This is a genomic window from Pseudoalteromonas sp. XMcav11-Q, from assembly GCF_040104525.1.
In the GTDB taxonomy this organism is placed as follows: domain Bacteria; phylum Pseudomonadota; class Gammaproteobacteria; order Enterobacterales; family Alteromonadaceae; genus Pseudoalteromonas.
On record NZ_JBECOX010000012.1, the window covers coordinates 103,492 to 121,176 of the forward strand.

Here is a 17,685-nt window from a genome sequence, read left to right on the forward strand (position 1 = left end):
CCACGGCTTTTAAATCAGCTCGAACTACTCCGAACGTCGATTATTATCTAACTTTTGCTTCGATATCGACAAGATCAGTAAGGTGACAAGTTTCACCACTGTGTGTCTTTACACCGTGCTCACCAAAGTAATCACGCTGTGCTTGCACCAAGTGTCCGTTGCTTGGCGTGCTCAGTGTTGCAATATAAGTTTGCGTCGCAGCAAGCACTGGGAAAGACAAACCAGTCGCCACCGCTTTACCTGTAACACTACGTAGTGCAAGTGCAGGCTTCTCAAGTGAATCGATAAATTCAACACCTTCAGCAATATCGTCTAAGTAATCAGCTCGGATAATACAGCCCGCACGCCAGGTTTGTAGCGTTTTATTGAGATCTACTTTCCATTGGTGTGCACGAGACGCGCCCTTAATCAGTGCAAGACCTTGGCGGTAGCATAGCAAACTGGCAAAATAAAACGCATCTTTTAACTCGTCTAAATCAACCTCAATTGTTTGCGTTGATTTATTCGCATACGTCATTTCTTTTGCAGCTGGAGTATCAATAGTATTGGTGAGATGGCGAGCTTGTACCGCAGCCACAAGCGAAGGTACGGCAATACCAAGCTCCAGTGCGTTTTGCGCCGTCCAAAGGCCAGTGCCCTTAGCTCCTACCTTATTGTCGATAAGGTCGACTAAAGACTCGCCCTGATCTGTTTCTAGACTTAAAATGTGGCTAGAAATTGCAAGTAGATAACTATTTAATTTACCTTCAGACCAAGATTCAAAAATCTCAGCAACTTCTTTAGGAGAGCGACCGGTCCCCAAGCGTAGCAATTGATAAAGCTCGGCAATAAGCTGCATCAACGCATACTCAATACCATTGTGCACCATTTTAACAAAGTGACCGCTGGCCGATTGCCCTACACGCGCGAAACATGATTCGTTGTTGTAGCTCGCAGCAACTTTTTCGAACCAAGGCTCGATACGCTCCCAGCCACCTTCTGAACCACTTGCCATCATTGCAGGACCATGGCGTGCACCTTCGGCACCGCCAGAAATCCCCATAGTGGCAAACTCAAATTTATTCTGATATTTCAATTTACGTGCAATACCATCTTTGTAATTACTGTTACCACAGTCAACGATGATATCGTCTTTCTCAACTCCAGCTTCAACCAAATCGCTACAAACTTTATCTACTAGTTCACCTGCTGGAACGAGTAATAAAATCGAGCGAGGAGTCTCTAATCTTCTGATCATATCACCGAGATCAGACACTATGTGTAAGCGCTCCGCCATACCTAACGACTGTGCGCAACTCAATAATTCCGCACCTACTTCGGGGTTCTTGTCATAAGCGACTAAGGTCATCCCCTTCTCAATTAGATTTAGCGCGAGGTTTTTACCCATCACACCCAAACCAACTAATGCAACCTGCATTTAGTTTCCTCCTCGGTAACATCAAAACTTTATGCGTTCGTGTATGTGCATTATACCTGAGCGACCATGATTGACCAGCGAGACACACAATTCACTGGTATCATACCGGTCCCCAAAATATGACAGCTAACACAATTCACTGTATAGCAATATAGTGACAGCAGCACGAATTCACCAATTTTGTGATAAATCTCAAATGGTCCCCCTAAGCTGTAAGGTAGAATATTCGAGATTGACGGCCACTGACACCGGTGTCATAATGATGACATATAGATCATATAACTTAATTCGAGTGTTAAAAAGGGTTTTGCATAATTCTTTATGCTCTAATTAGTTAAATCGTGATTTTACAATGTGGCATGTGTAAAAAAACAGCAATTTTGATTTACTTTTAACACATTCATAAGTTTTTGCTTACCTTGATAAGCTAACAGGAGAATCTGATGCTTAGACGCACAAAAATCGTCGCAACACTGGGGCCAGCGACGGATAGAGATAACAACTTAGAAAAAATCATTCGTGCCGGCACCAACGTAGTCAGACTAAACTTTTCACACGGTGTAGCTCAAGATCACAAAAATAGAGCCGAAGCCGTTCGCGAAATTGCTAAACGCTTAGGTGTAAATGTAGCGATCCTTGCAGATTTGCAAGGTCCTAAAATCCGCGTTTCAACATTTAAAGAAGGCAAAGTGTTCTTAGAAGTGGGTGTAAAATTCACGCTCGATGCAAAAATGGAGCCTGGCCAAGGTCACGTTGAAGCCGTGGGTATCGACTATAAAGAATTACCGAATGACGTAAAACAAGGTGATTTGCTGTTATTAAACGATGGACTTATTCAGCTTGTTGTTGAAGAAGTACAAGGTCACTTGGTTCACACTAGTGTTAAAGTTGGCGGCGTATTGTCGAACAATAAAGGGATCAACCGTTTAGGCGGCGGCTTAACAGCACCTGCATTTACTGACAAAGACAAAGAAGATTTGATCACAGCAGCTGAAATTGGTGTGGATTATATTGCGGTTTCGTTCCCTCGCAGTGGTGACGACATGCGTTACGTTAGAGGGTTGGCGGAGAAAGCAGGTTCTAATGCACAGTTACTTGCAAAAATCGAACGTGCAGAAGCGGTTGAAACCGTAGAAGCGATTGACGATATCGTATTGGCTTCTGATGCGGTGATGGTTGCCCGTGGTGATTTAGGTGTAGAAATTGGCGATGCCGCTCTTGTTGGTAAACAGAAGCAAATTATCAGCCGTGCCCGCTCACTAAACCGTACTGTGATCACTGCCACCCAAATGATGGAGTCAATGATTGACAACCCAATGCCAACACGTGCTGAAGTTATGGATGTTGCAAACGCAGTGCTTGATGGCACAGATGCGGTAATGCTTTCAGCAGAAACCGCTGCTGGTGATTATCCTGAGCAAACGGTCGCGGCAATGGCACGTGTGTGTTTAGGTGCTGAATCTCAACCGCAGATCCATATCTCTAAACATCGTTTAGACAGCCGTTTTGCTGATACCTGTGAAACTATCGCGCTGTCGGCAATGTACGCTGCGAACCATTTAGATTCAGTAAAGGCGATTGTCGCACTAACTGAATCGGGTAATACCGCAAAATTAATGTCTCGTATCAGTTCTGGATTGCCTATTTACGCACTGTCTCGCCATCAATCAACACTTGGGCAGGCATCACTCTATCGTGGTGTATATCCGGTAAGATTTGACTCGACGCAATGCTCAGATGATTCAACTGTTCGCGAAGCGCTTGATACGCTAGTTGCTGCTGGCTCATTGGAAAAAGGCGACACAGTGATCATCACACACGGTGATAAGATGGAAACTATCGGCGCCAGTAACACGCTGAAAATCGTCACAGTGTAAAAGCGTTGAACTAGGTAGCCTTGCTGCCTAGTTCATCTTTCCTTAGAATACTCTAAAGTGTACAAGCACATAAAATACACTACGTCACCGTAGGCTAAACACGGCGCAAATCACTTTAGCTCGCGCTTTTATTAGCTTGCGAGTGCGGCCTTTACTTTGTCACGGTAACTACGGCTGACTTTAAGCTCTTGACCATTCTCAAGTACCAATAAATACTCGCCACTGCTTTGTGTGACTAGTTTACTGATCTGCTTAGTATTAACAATTGCAGAGCGATGTACGCGCACAAATAACGTTGGATCTAACTCTTGTTCTAGATCTTTCATTGTTTTACGTAAAATATGAGTCTGACCATCGCTACAGTGTAAGCACATGTAGTCACCGGCTGCATCAATCCACTGAATTGACGATGTAGATACTCGAATGATTTCACCCTGCTCTTTTACCGCGAGCGACTCCGGGAATTTTTTATCTTCAATTGTATCTCCTGTTGCAAGTTTTTTAAGGATTTCTTCACAGTTATTACCAGTGATCCCTGCAACAAAGCTGGCTAGCTTTTTCTTATGCGCATTGTCTTGTTGTGTTTTTAAATAGCTTTGCACTTTCTCCACCGCCTGTTTTAATCTGTTGTCATCAACGGGTTTTAAGATGTAATCCAGCGCATGGATCTCAAATGCCTTTACAGCATATTGGTCGAACGCGGTTACAAATACGATAGCAGGCAATGGTTTAACACTTTCACTCAGCGCTCTCGCTACTTCAAAGCCATTCATGTTCGGCATTTGAATATCGAGAAAGACCAGATCTATGTCCTCAGATTTGCATAGATCGATTGCTTGTTGACCACTGCCACACAATTCTACAACTTCAATTTCAGAAAAATCTCTTAACCTTACCGCTAGCCCTTTTCTCGCTAACGGTTCATCATCTACGATTAGTGTTCTAATTTTGCTCATTACTTCTTCGCCCTTTCATATGGAACGCGAATGTTTACCTTCAAACCAGTTGGCTCATTATCCGAGAGCACAAATGAATAGTTGTTTTCGTACAAGGTTTTTAAACGGTCTTTGGTATTCGCTAAACCCACTCCCTGTGCACTTTTCAGTTGCCCATCTTCCAATTCTGCGCCAGGACCATTGTCTCCTACTTCCAAGAGTAGTTCATTGGCAAACACCTGCGCTTTTATTTCAATTTTGCCGCCATGCTCCATATGGGCAATTGCGTATTTAATGCTGTTTTCAATGAGTGGTTGTAGGATCAAGCTAGGTACCAACGCCTGTTCAGCCTCTTCTGTCACATCAAGCTCAATAGATAAGCGCTCATCAAAACGGACCTTTTCAATTTCTAAGTACAGTCTCAACGCATGTAACTCTTGCTCAAGCGGTACCTTTTTTATCGGATCTGTATTTAATGTATGGCGCAAGAAATCACTGAGCCTTGAGACCATTTGATTCGCATCTTTATTTTCTTCAACCAATATAAGCGTCGAAATTGCATTAAGGGTATTGAATAGAAAATGCGGATTCAGTTGATAACGCAACATTTTCAATTGCGCTTCATGGGCCATAGTATTGGCTTTCAACGCCTTTTGACGCTCACTTTGTAACAACTGGTAATACTTAATACCAAAATACAGTCCACTCCAACAGAGTATGATATAGACAGAGTCTAGTCCCTGCTGTAAGTAATAAAACCATTCATCAGGTCGATACCCGTGACGATAAATTTCCCAATGATTAAACTTCTGAACGACCGCCCATAGTGTTCCAGTTACATATGACGCCGTAAACACAACGAATATCAGCACCAACGGTGTTGCATTCCAAATTTTACGATAGAGGTATCGTAGCGGTACGGTCATCAAACAACCTGCGTAGGCATTTAAAGCGATGACAAATACATAAATATCCCGCATTTCAAAGACTTTTGAGCCAATATAGTTAACTAGCGCGTAGCCCAGCCAACCAGCTATTTGTAATACCCAGAAAAATCTCTGCCTGTTATCAACCAGTGATTGCCACTTCAAAATGATTATACCTCTTCTATCTTAACTGGATTATATCTCAGCATGTCGTCTCTATTCACTGCTGGTGGTCTCAGTTTTTACACGCCCTGCCGCAAATAAAAAAGGCACCTCAGTGCCTTTTTTTGAAATAAATTAACCAGTTAATTTATCTTCATCTATTCAAACTGTCGCTCTTAAGCAAGCTTGTCAGATGCCACTTTATAGGTAGGATCTGCTTGGCCGTCTAACTCAACGAGATCTTTAGCCTTACTTAGCAGTACTTTACAGTCTTGGCTCAAGTGGCGAAGATGAAGCGTCTTACCAGCCTTTTTATAACGTTCAGCTAGCGTATCTATTGCTTCAATTGCACTATGATCGGCAACACGACTATGTTTAAATTCTACAATGATGTCGTCTGGATCATTATTAACGTCAAACAGCTCTGCAAAGTTTTTCACCGACCCAAAAAATAGAGGTCCGTGTAATTCGTACACTTTTGAGCCTTGCTCATCAATATAATTATTGGTGTAAATATGTTTCGCATGCTCCCACGCAAATACCAGTGCCGAAACAATGACACCAACGCAAACTGCGATGGCCAAATCTGTAATCACTGTAACCCCCGACACCAAGACGATTACAAATGCATCTGATTTAGGGATCTTTCTAATTAATCTAAAACTTGACCATTCAAAAGTCCCCAATACCACCATAAACATTACACCAACTAACGCCGCTAGCGGGATCATCTCAATAAGGCTTGCTGCAAACAGAATAAATACAAGTAGTAATAATGCTGCTGTGATACCTGACAAACGGCTACGGCCACCAGAATTAATATTGATCATTGATTGCCCAATCATCGCACAACCACCCATCGCACCAAACACACCACAAGTAACATTAGCCGCACCTTGGCCGATACATTCGCGGTTACTGTGACCACGTGTTTCGGTGATTTCGTCGATTAGCGTGAGCGTTAATAAAGATTCAATCAAACCAATCGCCGCTAGGATAAGCGCGTATGGGAAGATAATTTTAAATGTTTCAAATGTCCAAGGAACTTCTGGAATATGGAAAGCAGGAAAACCACCGGCAATCGTTGCATCTACGTTACCTGACATATCTTTCAGATAATCAAGCACATTACGAGCGTCTAAATCTAAACCAATAACAATACCAGTTACCACTAAAATTGCCGCTAGGCTAGACGGAACTGCAGTTGTTAGCTTTGGTAGAAAGTGAATGATGGCCATAGTCAATGCTACCAAGCCCACCATCACATAAAGGGTTTCCCCTTGCATCCAAGTCAGCTCACCTTCACTATTAAGTACTTTGAACTGACCAAGTTGCGCAAGAAAGATAACGATGGCTAAACCATTCACAAAGCCTAGCATCACAGGGTGCGGTACCATACGTATAAACTTGCCAAGCTTAAATATACCTGCGAGTATTTGTAAGAGCCCCATGAGTAATACAGTTGCAAAAAGATACTCGACACCATGATCAATAACGAGACTCACCATTACCACGGCAAGAGCCCCTGTTGCACCCGAGATCATACCCGGCCTACCACCAAAGATTGAAGTCACAAGACCGACAATAAATGCTGCATATAAACCGACTAATGGGTCTACTTGTGCAACAAAAGCGAAAGCCACAGCCTCAGGCACAAGTGCCAAAGCGACCGTAAGCCCAGACAGTACATCGTTTTTAGCAGAGCTAGGCGCTTTGCTGATAAGATTAAACATCAATATCCTCTGGTGTGAATTGACTATGAACACAAAGGCGGCGGATTTTAGCAAAAAGCAGCGCCTTTAACAAATAAGATACAAGCCTGTATCACAAACTCGCTTGCAATACATAACTTAATAAAGCGGTCTGTATTGTAGTATAGAACAATGGTGAAAAGATGACGGGAAGCCCTACCCAACGAAGCAGGGCAACAAATTGCATTAAAGTGGTAAGGAAGTGCTGCGCTTAACGCAAGTCATTGTAACATTTGAATGTACTTCTTGGACGAACTCTAAATTAAGTAAGTTATCACGAACAAATTGCTCATAACCTTCAATGCCTTTCGAAATGATACGCAACATAAAGTCCATGGTGCCTGCCATAGAGTAGCACTCTGTCACTTCGTCATAACTTAAGATCAATTTTTCAAACTCGGCAAGGTTGTTGCGGCCATGGTTTGAAAGCCTAACATGCGCATAAACCAACATATCAAATCCGAGTTTCTTCTCATCCAGCAATGCAACTTTGCCTTTGATGTAGCCGTCTTGCTCTAATTTAGCGATGCGACGCCAACAAGGTGACTGAGATAGCCCTACTTTATCAGCGATTTCAGCGGTAGAAAGACTTGCGTCTTGCTGTAACAATGCCAGTATCTGGCGATCTACTTGGTTTAATGACATATCTATTCTAGTTTAATTAGCACACCAGTCTATTAACCGATGCTGATTGTTATTCCCTGAAGCATAGCAAATTAAAAAATGCACATCACTACTATGCCACTTCCACTATATCTAACCAAATCGGCCACTCATAAAAGGATTTGTCGCCTTTTCGAAGCCAATTGAGGTATTTTCACCATGGCCAGAATGCACCACGACCTCATCAGGCAAAGTAAACAGCTTATCTTGTATAGACTGTTTTAGTTGGGCTGCATCGCCTTTTGGAAAGTCAGTACGACCAACAGAGCCTTTAAACAACACATCTCCTACTAAGACCTGTTTTGAGCTTGGTTCATAAAAAACCACATGCCCCGGAGTATGCCCTGGACAATGTCTGACTTCGAGTGCGAGGTTCCCCACTTTAACCTTATCCCCATCATTTAACCACTTAGATGGTAAAAAAGCTTCATGATTAGGAAAACCAAACATCTGTGATTGCATTGGCAAGGCTTCCAGCCAAAATTGGTCGCTCTGATGAGGCCCGATAATCTCGATATTAAAATGCTCACTTAATACTGTACTTGCTCCCACATGATCAAGGTGCGCGTGGGTAAGCAAAATCATGCTTGGCGCTACCCCTTGTGTGTTCAACTGCGCAATAATTTTTTCCGCTTCACCACCTGGGTCTACAATTACAGCGGCTTGTGTTTCTGGACACACAATGACACGACAATTTTGCATAAATGGTGTAACTGGAATGGTAAACACTTGCATGGTTAGTTTGCTCCAAACGACATCAAAACAGGATATTTAAGATACGCTTTATCATAAAACGGCGTTCTTGCATAAAGCCACTCCATCCGCGCTTTTGGATCGTTTGCAAACTGCTTGTCTTCACGTATTTTTTTATCAAAGGCTAATGCCATAGCTGGATTTTGTTTTAGCATTTTTCGTGCAAAAGGTTCAAGTGCATAATTTTCAACATATTCTGTACGTTGGAAGATAGTATTGAACTCCCCCCAAGCAAAAAATGAGTCAGGCGCTTCTGGATGTAGTAAGTGAGTCACCAGCTCTCCAGATTTTTGCGCCGTTGCCACTTTATACCACCCACTGAGATCGACCTTATCTGAGAGCTCCTTAATGTCGAAAGTCGCATTCACTCTAAAGCGCCCTTCAAAAGGAGCAGTATCGAACTTGTAGTCTTTTACTGTAGCTTGACTTACTTTTTCCACTACCGTTCCATCTGGTAATGTAGAAACGGTTATTCCATGCAGTTTTAATTTTTCGACCACTTCAGGGTATGCGGGTGGAATGTAAAACTGCTCAGGTACATTCACCGCTGTTTTTACTTCCTTCTGCCAATAAATTGGCAGCTTCTCATAGTTTTGTGGCTCGCCTAAGTACTTAGCTTCCAAATGACCAGACAATGCACTTTCAAACTGCTTGTATTGGATGCCTTTAAATTGAATGTAGTCGGGCTCTTTTGCATAGCTGCGTTCAACTACCAATTGTTTAGGTGTGAATTCGGCCTCTTTTTGAACCGCTTCTCGTAATGCCTGAATATTGCTTGAGAGGCCACTGATAACGCCATCCATAAACACATAGGTGCCCAGTACACGCTGCTTATAGGGTTTTAATGAGTGATTTTCTACCAGTATAGTCGGCAGTCCCTTTAAATCTCCCCAACCATTTGAAAATCGCGGCGTTGCCACCCATCCAGCCAGCCCTTTTTTAAAGTCTCGTTTATCCATCACAAACACAAGTGGACCAGGAATATGTCCTTGAGCAGCAAGCGCTGCATTAATTTGTGGCGAAATCTGATTCTCTAACACCTCAGCTATTGCCGGTGACTCACTTGCAAAAGTCGGGTTAAAACCATAAGTGACATCGTATTGGTAGTCTGCGCCATCCGTTACATGAACATCAATGTACAGATCCGGATTGTATTCGTTAATTACCTGCATGACCGCCTTGACTCCTGGCGTGTCCAATTTAGTGTAATCACGATTCAGATTTAAGTTATTGGCATTGGTCCTAAAGCCCATAACAGTCGGGCCGCGTTGATTTATACGGTTAAACTCACTGCGTCTTTCATGCCCATCGACGTTGAGAATAGGGATAAAGAGTAAATTCACTTTCGTCAAAATATCACGGCGCTTACCTGTTGCAACATCGCGAAACAACATAAACATGGCATCTTTGCCGTCAATTTCTCCGGCATGAATACCAGCTTGTACTAAAATGGTTGGCTTGCCATTATTAATAACATTTGATTTATCACCGCCCTGCTCCGTTGCAACAATCATCTTAATTGCGCGATTACTATTGCTAAACCCAATGGTCTCTAGCTTAAATTGGGTCGGATTGGCAGCCACTAGGCGGTCAACAAATGCCATCGTATCTGCGTAATTAGGAGAATCTATCGCACCGCTTAGTTCAAAATCAGTCGTTAATGGGCCCTGTTGTTGTAATAGTTGTTCGCTTTTGCCCTGCCACTCCATCAAGGGTGGTAAATGACCGTTCATACCTAGCATTGCAGTAAGCATAATAATGCTGGAACTCATCATATTTCTCTATTCCTCTGCTTTTATCTGCCAATTATATCAATATTTTAGATATCGGCTTACAATGTGCGGTGATTCAACAAAAATTTGCAGTTAATCGCAGATAACCATAACTTTAGGGATCAAATGAGCGTACAAAAATCAATTTTAATCACAGGTTGTTCTAGCGGGATTGGTTATTACTGCGCTGTGCAATTGTCAAAAGCAGGATATCAAGTTATTGCTTCGGTTAGAAATGCAAAAGACTTGAATAAATTTGAAGGCACAAACATTCAATGTATTCTGCTAGATTTAGCATGTGAGCAAAGTATAAACGATGGCTTTAACCAAGCTTTGACAATCGCAAATGGTCAGCTAGACGCCTTATTCAATAACGGAGCCTACGGCCAACCTGGTGCGGTAGAAGACTTGCCTACAGACGTGTTACGGCAACAATTTGAAGTTAATTTTTTTGGCTGGCATACGCTCACCTGTCTCGCAGTTGAGCAAATGCGTAAGCAAGGCGCAGGCCGCATTGTTCATAACTCATCCGTGCTTGGATTAGTCGCACTGCCATATCGCGGCGCCTATAACGCGAGCAAATTTGCACTTGAAGGACTTACCGATACCCTACGCATGGAGCTCTCAGGTAGCAATATTCAAGTTAGCCTAATAGAGCCAGGTCCAATTTTGTCTAAATTTAGAGAAAACGCGAAACACGCCTTTTTAGCGAATATCGATCACGAAAATAGCGTACATCACGATGCATATCAGGCACAGCTTAACCGATTAAGCTCAGAAGAAGCTCCGCAAAAATTCACTTTGGGGCCAGAAGCTGTTTATAAAGTGCTGCAACACGCGCTGAGTGCTAAGACTGCAAAGCCAAGATATTACGTCACGTTTCCGACCTATTTGATGGGATACTTAAAACGAATATTGAGCAGTAAGATGCTGGATAAAATCTTAATAAAAAACCGCTAACGTTAGAGTTTATAACGAATATAAAACTAAAAAAGGAGCCAAAGGCTCCTTTTCAATACCAGGTTTAGTCCTAAGACTAATTCTAGTTCTGCTTATTAAGCAGCTAGACCATCTTTTGCTTTAGCAACTAGTGCTGCGAAAGCTACTTGGTCGTATACTGCGATATCAGCTAGGATCTTACGATCAATTTCAATCGATGACTTTTTAAGGCCATTGATGAAACGGCTGTAAGAAAGACCATTTTGACGTGCAGCTGCGTTGATACGAGCAATCCATAGTTGACGGAAAGTACGTTTCTTAGCACGACGGTCACGGTAAGCATATTGACCAGCTTTAGTTACCGCTTGGAAAGCTACGCGGTAAACGCGTGAACGCGCTCCATAGTAACCTTTAGCTTGCTTTAATACTTTTTTGTGACGTGCACGTGCAACTACGCCGCGTTTAACTCTTGCCATTTCTGATATCCTCTATTAAGCGAATGGTAACATACGATCGATTAGGCCTAGGTCATTCTTATGAACCATAGACTTAGCACGAAGGTGTAATTTACGCTTTGAAGATTTCTTAGTCAGAATGTGACGAAGATGCGACTGTTTACGCTTGTAACCGCCAGAAGCAGTCTTTTTGAAGCGCTTAGCAGCACCTCTGTGTGATTTTAGCTTATAAGCCATTTGCAATAACTCCGAATGATATTGCTTTAACACAATGTAAGTAGGCGGAGATAAACTCACTTGTAGGCCTAGCTTACTACCTAAAACCGGTGAAGGATCAATACCTTACTTTAGAACCGGATAACGCAGGTGGCGTTAGCACTTGAGACCTGCGTTAAATTCGATACGTATTATGCCGAGATTAAGACTTTTTAGCAATAGGTGCCATCATCATTATCATCTGACGACCTTCCACTTTTTTCGGGAAAGACTCAACAGATGCGATATCTTCCAACTCAGTCTTGATACGGTTTAACAGGTCGATACCAATTTCTTGGTGCGCCATTTCACGACCACGGAAGCGAATTGTGACTTTAGCTTTGTCACCACCCTCAAGAAACTTGCGAAGGCTACGTAGCTTAACTTGGTAATCACCAACATCAGTACCAGGACGGAATTTAACTTCCTTAACCTGAATTTGCTTTTGCTTTTTCTTTTGTTCTTTTTGGATTTTTGCTTTTTCAAAAAGGAACTTACCGTAGTCCATCACTTTACAAACTGGTGGTTCAGCGTTTGGACTGATCTCAACTAGATCTAGACCGGCTTCTTCCGCCATGTTTTGTGCGTCTCTTGTTGAGACAATGCCAGCTTGCTCGCCTTCAGCGTCAATTAAGCGAACTTCTTTCGCTGTAATCTCTTCGTTAATACGATTTTTCTGAGCGTTATTTTGCCCTTTTTTGCCGCCTCTAATGGTACGTTCCTCCAAAAAATTCAAAAGTAAATGCGTGCACCAGAAAAAGTAAAGTACACGCAAGTTTATATTTATAGTCGATTTTTAATCTCTTCGCTAACTTTCGCGATGAAATCGTCAACCGAGAATTTACCTAAATCTTCACCAGTACGGGTTCTTACTGCAACTTCTTGTTGCTCGACTTCTTTATCACCCACCACTAGTAAATAAGGTATACGTTTTAAAGTATGCTCGCGGATTTTAAAACCAATCTTCTCATTTCTCAAGTCGGCACAAGCTCTTATTCCAAGTTTATTCAACTTTTGTACAACTTCGTGGACATAATCGGCTTGTTTGTCCGTGATATTCATGATCACAACTTGCTTTGGTGCAAGCCAAGTTGGGAATTGACCAGCGTATTCTTCCGTTAGGATACCAATAAAGCGCTCTAGTGAGCCTAGAATTGCGCGATGGATCATAACAGGGGTTTTACGTTCGTTATTTTCCGCAACATATGTTGCCCCTAAACGGCCAGGTAGTGCAAAGTCTAATTGCACTGTACCACATTGCCATGCACGCTCTAAACAGTCATATAGCGTGAATTCAATCTTCGGTCCGTAAAACGCACCTTCCCCTGGTAAATATTCAAACTCGATGTCATTGGCTTTCAAAGCATCTGCAAGTGCAGCTTCTGCTTTGTCCCACATTTCATCTTCACCGATACGTTTTTCAGGGCGCGTCGATAATTTAACAACGATCTTTTCGAAGCCAAAAGTTGAATACGTATCATACACCATTTTGATACATGCTGATACTTCGTCCATGATCTGTTCTTCTGTGCAGAATACGTGCGCATCGTCTTGTGTAAATCCACGAACACGCATCAAACCATGTAGTGCACCAGATGGTTCATTACGGTGACAACAACCAAACTCAGCCATACGCAATGGTAAATCACGGTATGACTTTAGACCTTGGTTAAAGATCTGCACGTGACCTGGGCAGTTCATCGGCTTAATAGCATACTCACGTTTCTCTGACTCAGTCGTGAACATGGCATCTGAATACTTGTCCCAGTGGCCTGATTTTTCCCACAAACCACGGTCCATCATCAACGGACCTTTTACTTCTTCGTACTGATATTCGCGTAGTTTTTCGCGAACAAAATCTTCAAGCTCACGATAAATGCTCCAGCCATCATTGTGCCAAAATACCATGCCTGGCGCTTCTTCTTGCCAATGCCACAGATCGAGTGCTTTACCAATTTTACGGTGATCACGCTTCTCAGCTTCTTCTAGACGCTTAAGATACGCCTTTAGCTGCTTTTTGTCAGCCCAAGCTGTACCGTAGATACGCTGTAACATCTTGTTTTCTGAGTTGCCGCGCCAGTATGCGCCCGCCACTTTCATAATCTTGAAGTGGTGACAGAACTTCATATTTGGTACGTGCGGACCACGACACATATCAACATATTCTTCGTGGTGATATAAACCTGGGCGGTCATCTTTCGCGATATTCTCGTCTAGGATTTCCATCTTATAGGTTTCACCGCGTGCTGCAAATGCATCGCGCGCTTCTTGCCAGCTCACCTTTTTCTTTACTACGTCGTAGTCGGTTTTTGCCAACTCCAACATACGCTTTTCTATCGCTTCAAGGTCCTCTTGAGTAAGCGAATGCTCTAGATCAACATCGTAATAGAAACCGTTGTCGATAGTAGGACCAATCGCCATTTTAGCTTCTGGGAACAATTGTTTTACAGCGTGACCAATCAAGTGCGCACACGAGTGACGAATAATTTCAAGACCGTCGTCGTCTTTTGCGGTGATGATTTCAAGTGCTGAATCATTTTCGATGAGGTCACAAGCGTCAACACGAACGCCATTTACACGGCCAGCAATCGTTGCTTTCGCAAGGCCTGGACCGATGTCTTGAGCGACTTCTAGAGTAGTGACAGGGTTTTCAAAAATACGCTGACTGCCGTCAGGGAGAGTAATAACTGGCATGATAAATCCTATTTACAGTGGTGACACCTACAATGCATCACATGTATTTAATTAATTTTAAAGTGTGCCTATCAACGCTTTTACGAATAAGCATTGTCTTGCGCGAATTATCGCGGCTCATCCGAGGACTTTCGAATAAGAATCACTATTCTCGCGTGTTACTTGGCTAAGTGCAAGCCTAGAGCTAAAATTAATCTATTAATTTACAAAAACTATTTTGGAATTCTTCGTGGCCAAAAAGCGTTATCGGTTTGCAACCTTTAATCTACTAAATTTTGCAGCGCCGCCTTATTCTTTTTATCAACTTCATGAGCACTATAATGAAACACAGTGGCAAACCAAAACTCAGTTCATCACGGGACTCATTCAGCATATAAACCCCGATGTCATTGTGTTTCAAGAGGTCTTCTCACCTGATAGCTTACAGATGCTGTGCGAAGACTTGGGTCTTGTCCACTTTGCCACTGTAGATGCGCCAAGTCCTGATCACGTCTACCCGTCGGTACTGTTTAAACCCGTGGTCGCTATCGCATCAAAACTACCATTTAAATCCTTTGCGCCGTTAGAGCCCTGCCCCGAATTACTCGAATACCTTAATAATCAACATCAATTTAAATTCAATCGCACCCCGATAAAATGTAAATTCGACATTCCAGGCTTCGGGTTACTGGCGTGTTATGCCGTCCACTTCAAGTCTCAACGCGTGCATTCAATGGCCCACATGCTGGGAGATTCCAATCAAGATGACCCGCTACTTACATTGCTTCACGAAACCGTTGGTACGATGCAGTCGCAGATCTCACGTTCACTCGAAGCTTCCATCATTTATTACGATGCATTAAAGACACAAAGGGAGAAACAGGCTGCAACGTTAGTGATGGGCGACTTCAATGATGCGTTAGACAGCCCGGCATTATCTTTTATGACGCAAGCCTTTCCACCCGTCCTTGCTAGTAATGGCTTTGATAGTGTCGGGTTGTTCGACAGTTTTCTTTACGCCGACAACAACCATAAAGAAAAACCAGCCAGTCATTACTATCAAGGTGAAGGTAACGTACTTGATTACATTCTTTGTTCAAAAGAATTCAATCCCAACCGAGAAACGCCCAAGGTGAAGTCGTTACATTACTACAGTTACGATGCTCACCTTGATCCGAAGCGTATAGACGAAGATATTTGCTATTCTGACCATGCAGCGATAGCAATAGAAATAACACTGTGAGATAATTCAATTTTTGCATAATCTGGACACGAAAATGAGAACACTTGGGGTTGAAATTTCAGGCAGCGAAGCTCTGCTTTGTATGCTAACGAAAGAAGATGATGTTTTTGATATTAGAGACATTCGTCAGCGCCGCTTTACGTTAAGTAACCAAGGGACAGAACTTGATGAAATGCGCAAGTTCCAATTCGACTTTGCAAAACTAGTAGAAGATTACGGCGTAGATTCTATCGCCATTCGTCAACGCCCACACAAAGGCAAATTCGCAGGTAGTGCGGCTGGTTTTAAAATGGAAGCTGCAATCCAGTTAATTTCAGGTGTCGACGTGCAGTTACTTTCTGGCACTGAAGTAAAAGAGCAATTAAAAAGAAACCCAATTCCTGTTGACTATGAAGACACTGGGTTGAAAAAGTTTCAAGAGCAAGCTTTCATCAATGCCTATGTTTATATTCTTCGTAAAACATACGGCAAAGAAGAATAATCATATCAAGGGCCAGCCGTTACTTAGCTACTGGCCTTTTTATTTGCTTCCACATTTATGTCCTCTGTAAATAATTCAAATATAAAATACTTGTAAAAAATTTGCTTTTATTTGATTCAGCCCTCCGCGCTTTTATGCTATTAATATAACCGTAATAAACCGCAAGGAGTGGATTTAGGTGTTACCTCAACAATATGGAAAAGCCGTTATTTTTTGCGCATGTTCGCTGATATCCGTAACAGCATTAGCACATTCAAGCGCTAACCCTGCTTCTTTAATCTTTGGTGTTAACTCAGATAAACGTGTGTTTGAAAACACACAGTCACTTGAAAGCCAAATTCCAGTCAAAGGGCATTTAGATAGCAGCTCAGCAAACATTCAATATGCAGCAACTTATCATTCTATTGTCGGCAATTATTTTGAAGCAGAAAAACTCACCTCTGGGGTGATCAACCCAGATATGTTGCTAAACGATTATCGGCTAGTTCCTGCGCTAGAAATCATAGAACAAAAGGCTGCTGACACGCGTATCACTATGGTAAACGAGGCGTATCATAATGCTAAACACCGAGCGCTAACGATTGCCCTGTTGAAGCCTTTATATGAACAAGGCTATCGCTATCTTGCATTAGAAGCGCTTACCCCACAGGTAAGCGTTGAGCAGCAAATCAATAAACACGGCTTTACAACATATGAGCATGGGATCTACACCATGGAGGCGACTTACGCTAGCTTGATATTTGAAGCCAAATCGCTTGGCTACGAGATTATTAGTTACGATCACGACTCACAACAAGGTAGAGCCAAAGCCGCGGCTAAACACATAAAAGAAAAGGTATTTGATAACAATCGCGATGCAAAATTACTCGTTCACCTCGGATTTTCTCAACTAGATGAACAAAACCAACTGGCAAGTGAACTCAAGCAAACATTGAAAGTTAATCCACTCACCGTTGATCAGGTTCGCTTATCTGAGGTTCAATCAGTGAGTGGCAATACTCCTTTGCTCCTCGCACGAGTAGCAAGCCAATCTCAGCACTACTCTTCAGACCCGCAACGATTTGATCTTTCTGTAACTTGGCCCAAAACCACTAAAATCAATAATAGGCCAAGTTGGCTCTCTTCAACGTTTGACTTACAACAACAATCACTCGGTGTATGTAAAAAGGTGTTTCCATGCTATTTAGAGCTGTCATTTTTTGTCGAGGAAGGTAATAAACTCGTCCCAATCGATAAAATTACAGTAGAAAAACCACATGATCAGGTCTATTTAAAGCACTATTCTACGCCACTGACTTTGAGTAGCTATAATGCTGTCACTGGTGAGCTCATTACACAAAAACTACTCAACCAAAAACAACTATAATCATTCGTGCAAATTGA

At 42.5% G+C, this 17,685-nt stretch carries 16 protein-coding genes; 5 read left to right on the forward strand and 11 right to left on the reverse strand.

Annotated features, from left to right (window positions below; translation table 11 throughout):
- Positions 1–43 precede the first annotated feature (43 nt).
- A complete protein-coding gene (gndA, locus tag ABMY45_RS18135; protein WP_174168812.1) occupies positions 44–1,417 on the reverse strand; it encodes an NADP-dependent phosphogluconate dehydrogenase in 1,374 nt (457 codons plus the stop codon).
- A gap of 443 nt (positions 1,418–1,860) precedes the next feature.
- Between gndA and pyk the strand changes: the two genes are divergently transcribed.
- Complete coding sequence (gene pyk, locus ABMY45_RS18140) at positions 1,861–3,294, forward strand: pyruvate kinase (protein ID WP_102056869.1); 1,434 nt, start codon at positions 1,861–1,863, stop codon at positions 3,292–3,294.
- Between the two features lie 131 nt (positions 3,295–3,425).
- Here the strand turns inward: pyk and ABMY45_RS18145 are convergent, their stop codons facing one another.
- From ABMY45_RS18145 to ABMY45_RS18170, 6 genes are all read right to left on the reverse strand, one after another.
- Positions 3,426–4,250, reverse strand: coding sequence for a LytTR family DNA-binding domain-containing protein (locus tag ABMY45_RS18145; RefSeq protein WP_010376983.1), 825 nt, complete (start codon positions 4,248–4,250; stop codon positions 3,426–3,428).
- Positions 4,250–5,320 carry a histidine kinase gene (locus tag ABMY45_RS18150; RefSeq protein ID WP_010604863.1) on the reverse strand — a complete coding sequence of 357 codons (1,071 nt, stop codon included), beginning with the start codon at positions 5,318–5,320 and terminating at the stop codon, positions 4,250–4,252. The genes ABMY45_RS18145 and ABMY45_RS18150 overlap by 1 nt, the downstream gene beginning before the upstream one ends.
- 173 nt (positions 5,321–5,493) lie before the next feature.
- The gene (locus ABMY45_RS18155; RefSeq protein ID WP_102056870.1) at positions 5,494–7,050 is read right to left on the reverse strand and encodes a SulP family inorganic anion transporter; all 1,557 of its coding nucleotides are present in this window, start codon (positions 7,048–7,050) and stop codon (positions 5,494–5,496) included.
- A gap of 204 nt (positions 7,051–7,254) precedes the next feature.
- On the reverse strand, positions 7,255–7,713 hold the full coding sequence (locus tag ABMY45_RS18160; protein WP_010376979.1) for an Lrp/AsnC family transcriptional regulator: 459 nt from the start codon (positions 7,711–7,713) through the stop codon (positions 7,255–7,257).
- A 111-nt stretch (positions 7,714–7,824) separates the two neighbouring features.
- Positions 7,825–8,466, reverse strand: a complete 642-nt coding sequence (locus ABMY45_RS18165; protein ID WP_349289301.1) for an MBL fold metallo-hydrolase — start codon at positions 8,464–8,466, stop codon at positions 7,825–7,827.
- Positions 8,467–8,468: 2 nt separating this feature from the next.
- Positions 8,469–10,256 (reverse strand): M14 family metallopeptidase, encoded by a 1,788-nt coding sequence (locus ABMY45_RS18170; RefSeq protein WP_239422489.1) that lies wholly within the window; start codon positions 10,254–10,256, stop codon positions 8,469–8,471.
- A gap of 126 nt (positions 10,257–10,382) precedes the next feature.
- Between ABMY45_RS18170 and ABMY45_RS18175 the strand changes: the two genes are divergently transcribed.
- Positions 10,383–11,216 (forward strand): SDR family oxidoreductase, encoded by an 834-nt coding sequence (locus ABMY45_RS18175; protein ID WP_102056873.1) that lies wholly within the window; start codon positions 10,383–10,385, stop codon positions 11,214–11,216.
- A 95-nt stretch (positions 11,217–11,311) separates the two neighbouring features.
- Here the strand turns inward: ABMY45_RS18175 and rplT are convergent, their stop codons facing one another.
- The 4 genes from rplT to thrS form a co-directional block, all read right to left on the reverse strand.
- A complete protein-coding gene (rplT, locus tag ABMY45_RS18180; protein WP_010376973.1) occupies positions 11,312–11,671 on the reverse strand; it encodes a 50S ribosomal protein L20 in 360 nt (119 codons plus the stop codon).
- A 15-nt stretch (positions 11,672–11,686) separates the two neighbouring features.
- Positions 11,687–11,887 (reverse strand): 50S ribosomal protein L35, encoded by a 201-nt coding sequence (gene rpmI, locus ABMY45_RS18185; protein ID WP_010604868.1) that lies wholly within the window; start codon positions 11,885–11,887, stop codon positions 11,687–11,689.
- 181 nt (positions 11,888–12,068) lie between these two features.
- Positions 12,069–12,632 carry a translation initiation factor IF-3 gene (infC, locus tag ABMY45_RS18190; protein ID WP_095729294.1) on the reverse strand — a complete coding sequence of 188 codons (564 nt, stop codon included), beginning with the start codon at positions 12,630–12,632 and terminating at the stop codon, positions 12,069–12,071.
- Between the two features lie 56 nt (positions 12,633–12,688).
- Positions 12,689–14,599 carry a threonine--tRNA ligase gene (gene thrS / locus ABMY45_RS18195; protein ID WP_095729293.1) on the reverse strand — a complete coding sequence of 637 codons (1,911 nt, stop codon included), beginning with the start codon at positions 14,597–14,599 and terminating at the stop codon, positions 12,689–12,691.
- Positions 14,600–14,828: 229 nt separating this feature from the next.
- On the opposite strand from thrS, the gene ABMY45_RS18200 reads away from it, so the two are divergent.
- The 3 genes from ABMY45_RS18200 to ABMY45_RS18210 all read left to right on the forward strand — a co-directional run bounded on the left by ABMY45_RS18200 (position 14,829) and on the right by ABMY45_RS18210 (position 17,668).
- On the forward strand, positions 14,829–15,821 hold the full coding sequence (locus tag ABMY45_RS18200) for an endonuclease/exonuclease/phosphatase family protein (RefSeq protein ID WP_102056874.1): 993 nt from the start codon (positions 14,829–14,831) through the stop codon (positions 15,819–15,821).
- Between the two features lie 34 nt (positions 15,822–15,855).
- Positions 15,856–16,302 carry a DUF3010 family protein gene (locus ABMY45_RS18205; RefSeq protein WP_010604871.1) on the forward strand — a complete coding sequence of 149 codons (447 nt, stop codon included), beginning with the start codon at positions 15,856–15,858 and terminating at the stop codon, positions 16,300–16,302.
- Positions 16,303–16,480: 178 nt separating this feature from the next.
- Positions 16,481–17,668 carry a hypothetical protein gene (locus ABMY45_RS18210; RefSeq protein WP_349289302.1) on the forward strand — a complete coding sequence of 396 codons (1,188 nt, stop codon included), beginning with the start codon at positions 16,481–16,483 and terminating at the stop codon, positions 17,666–17,668.
- Positions 17,669–17,685: the final 17 nt, after the last annotated feature.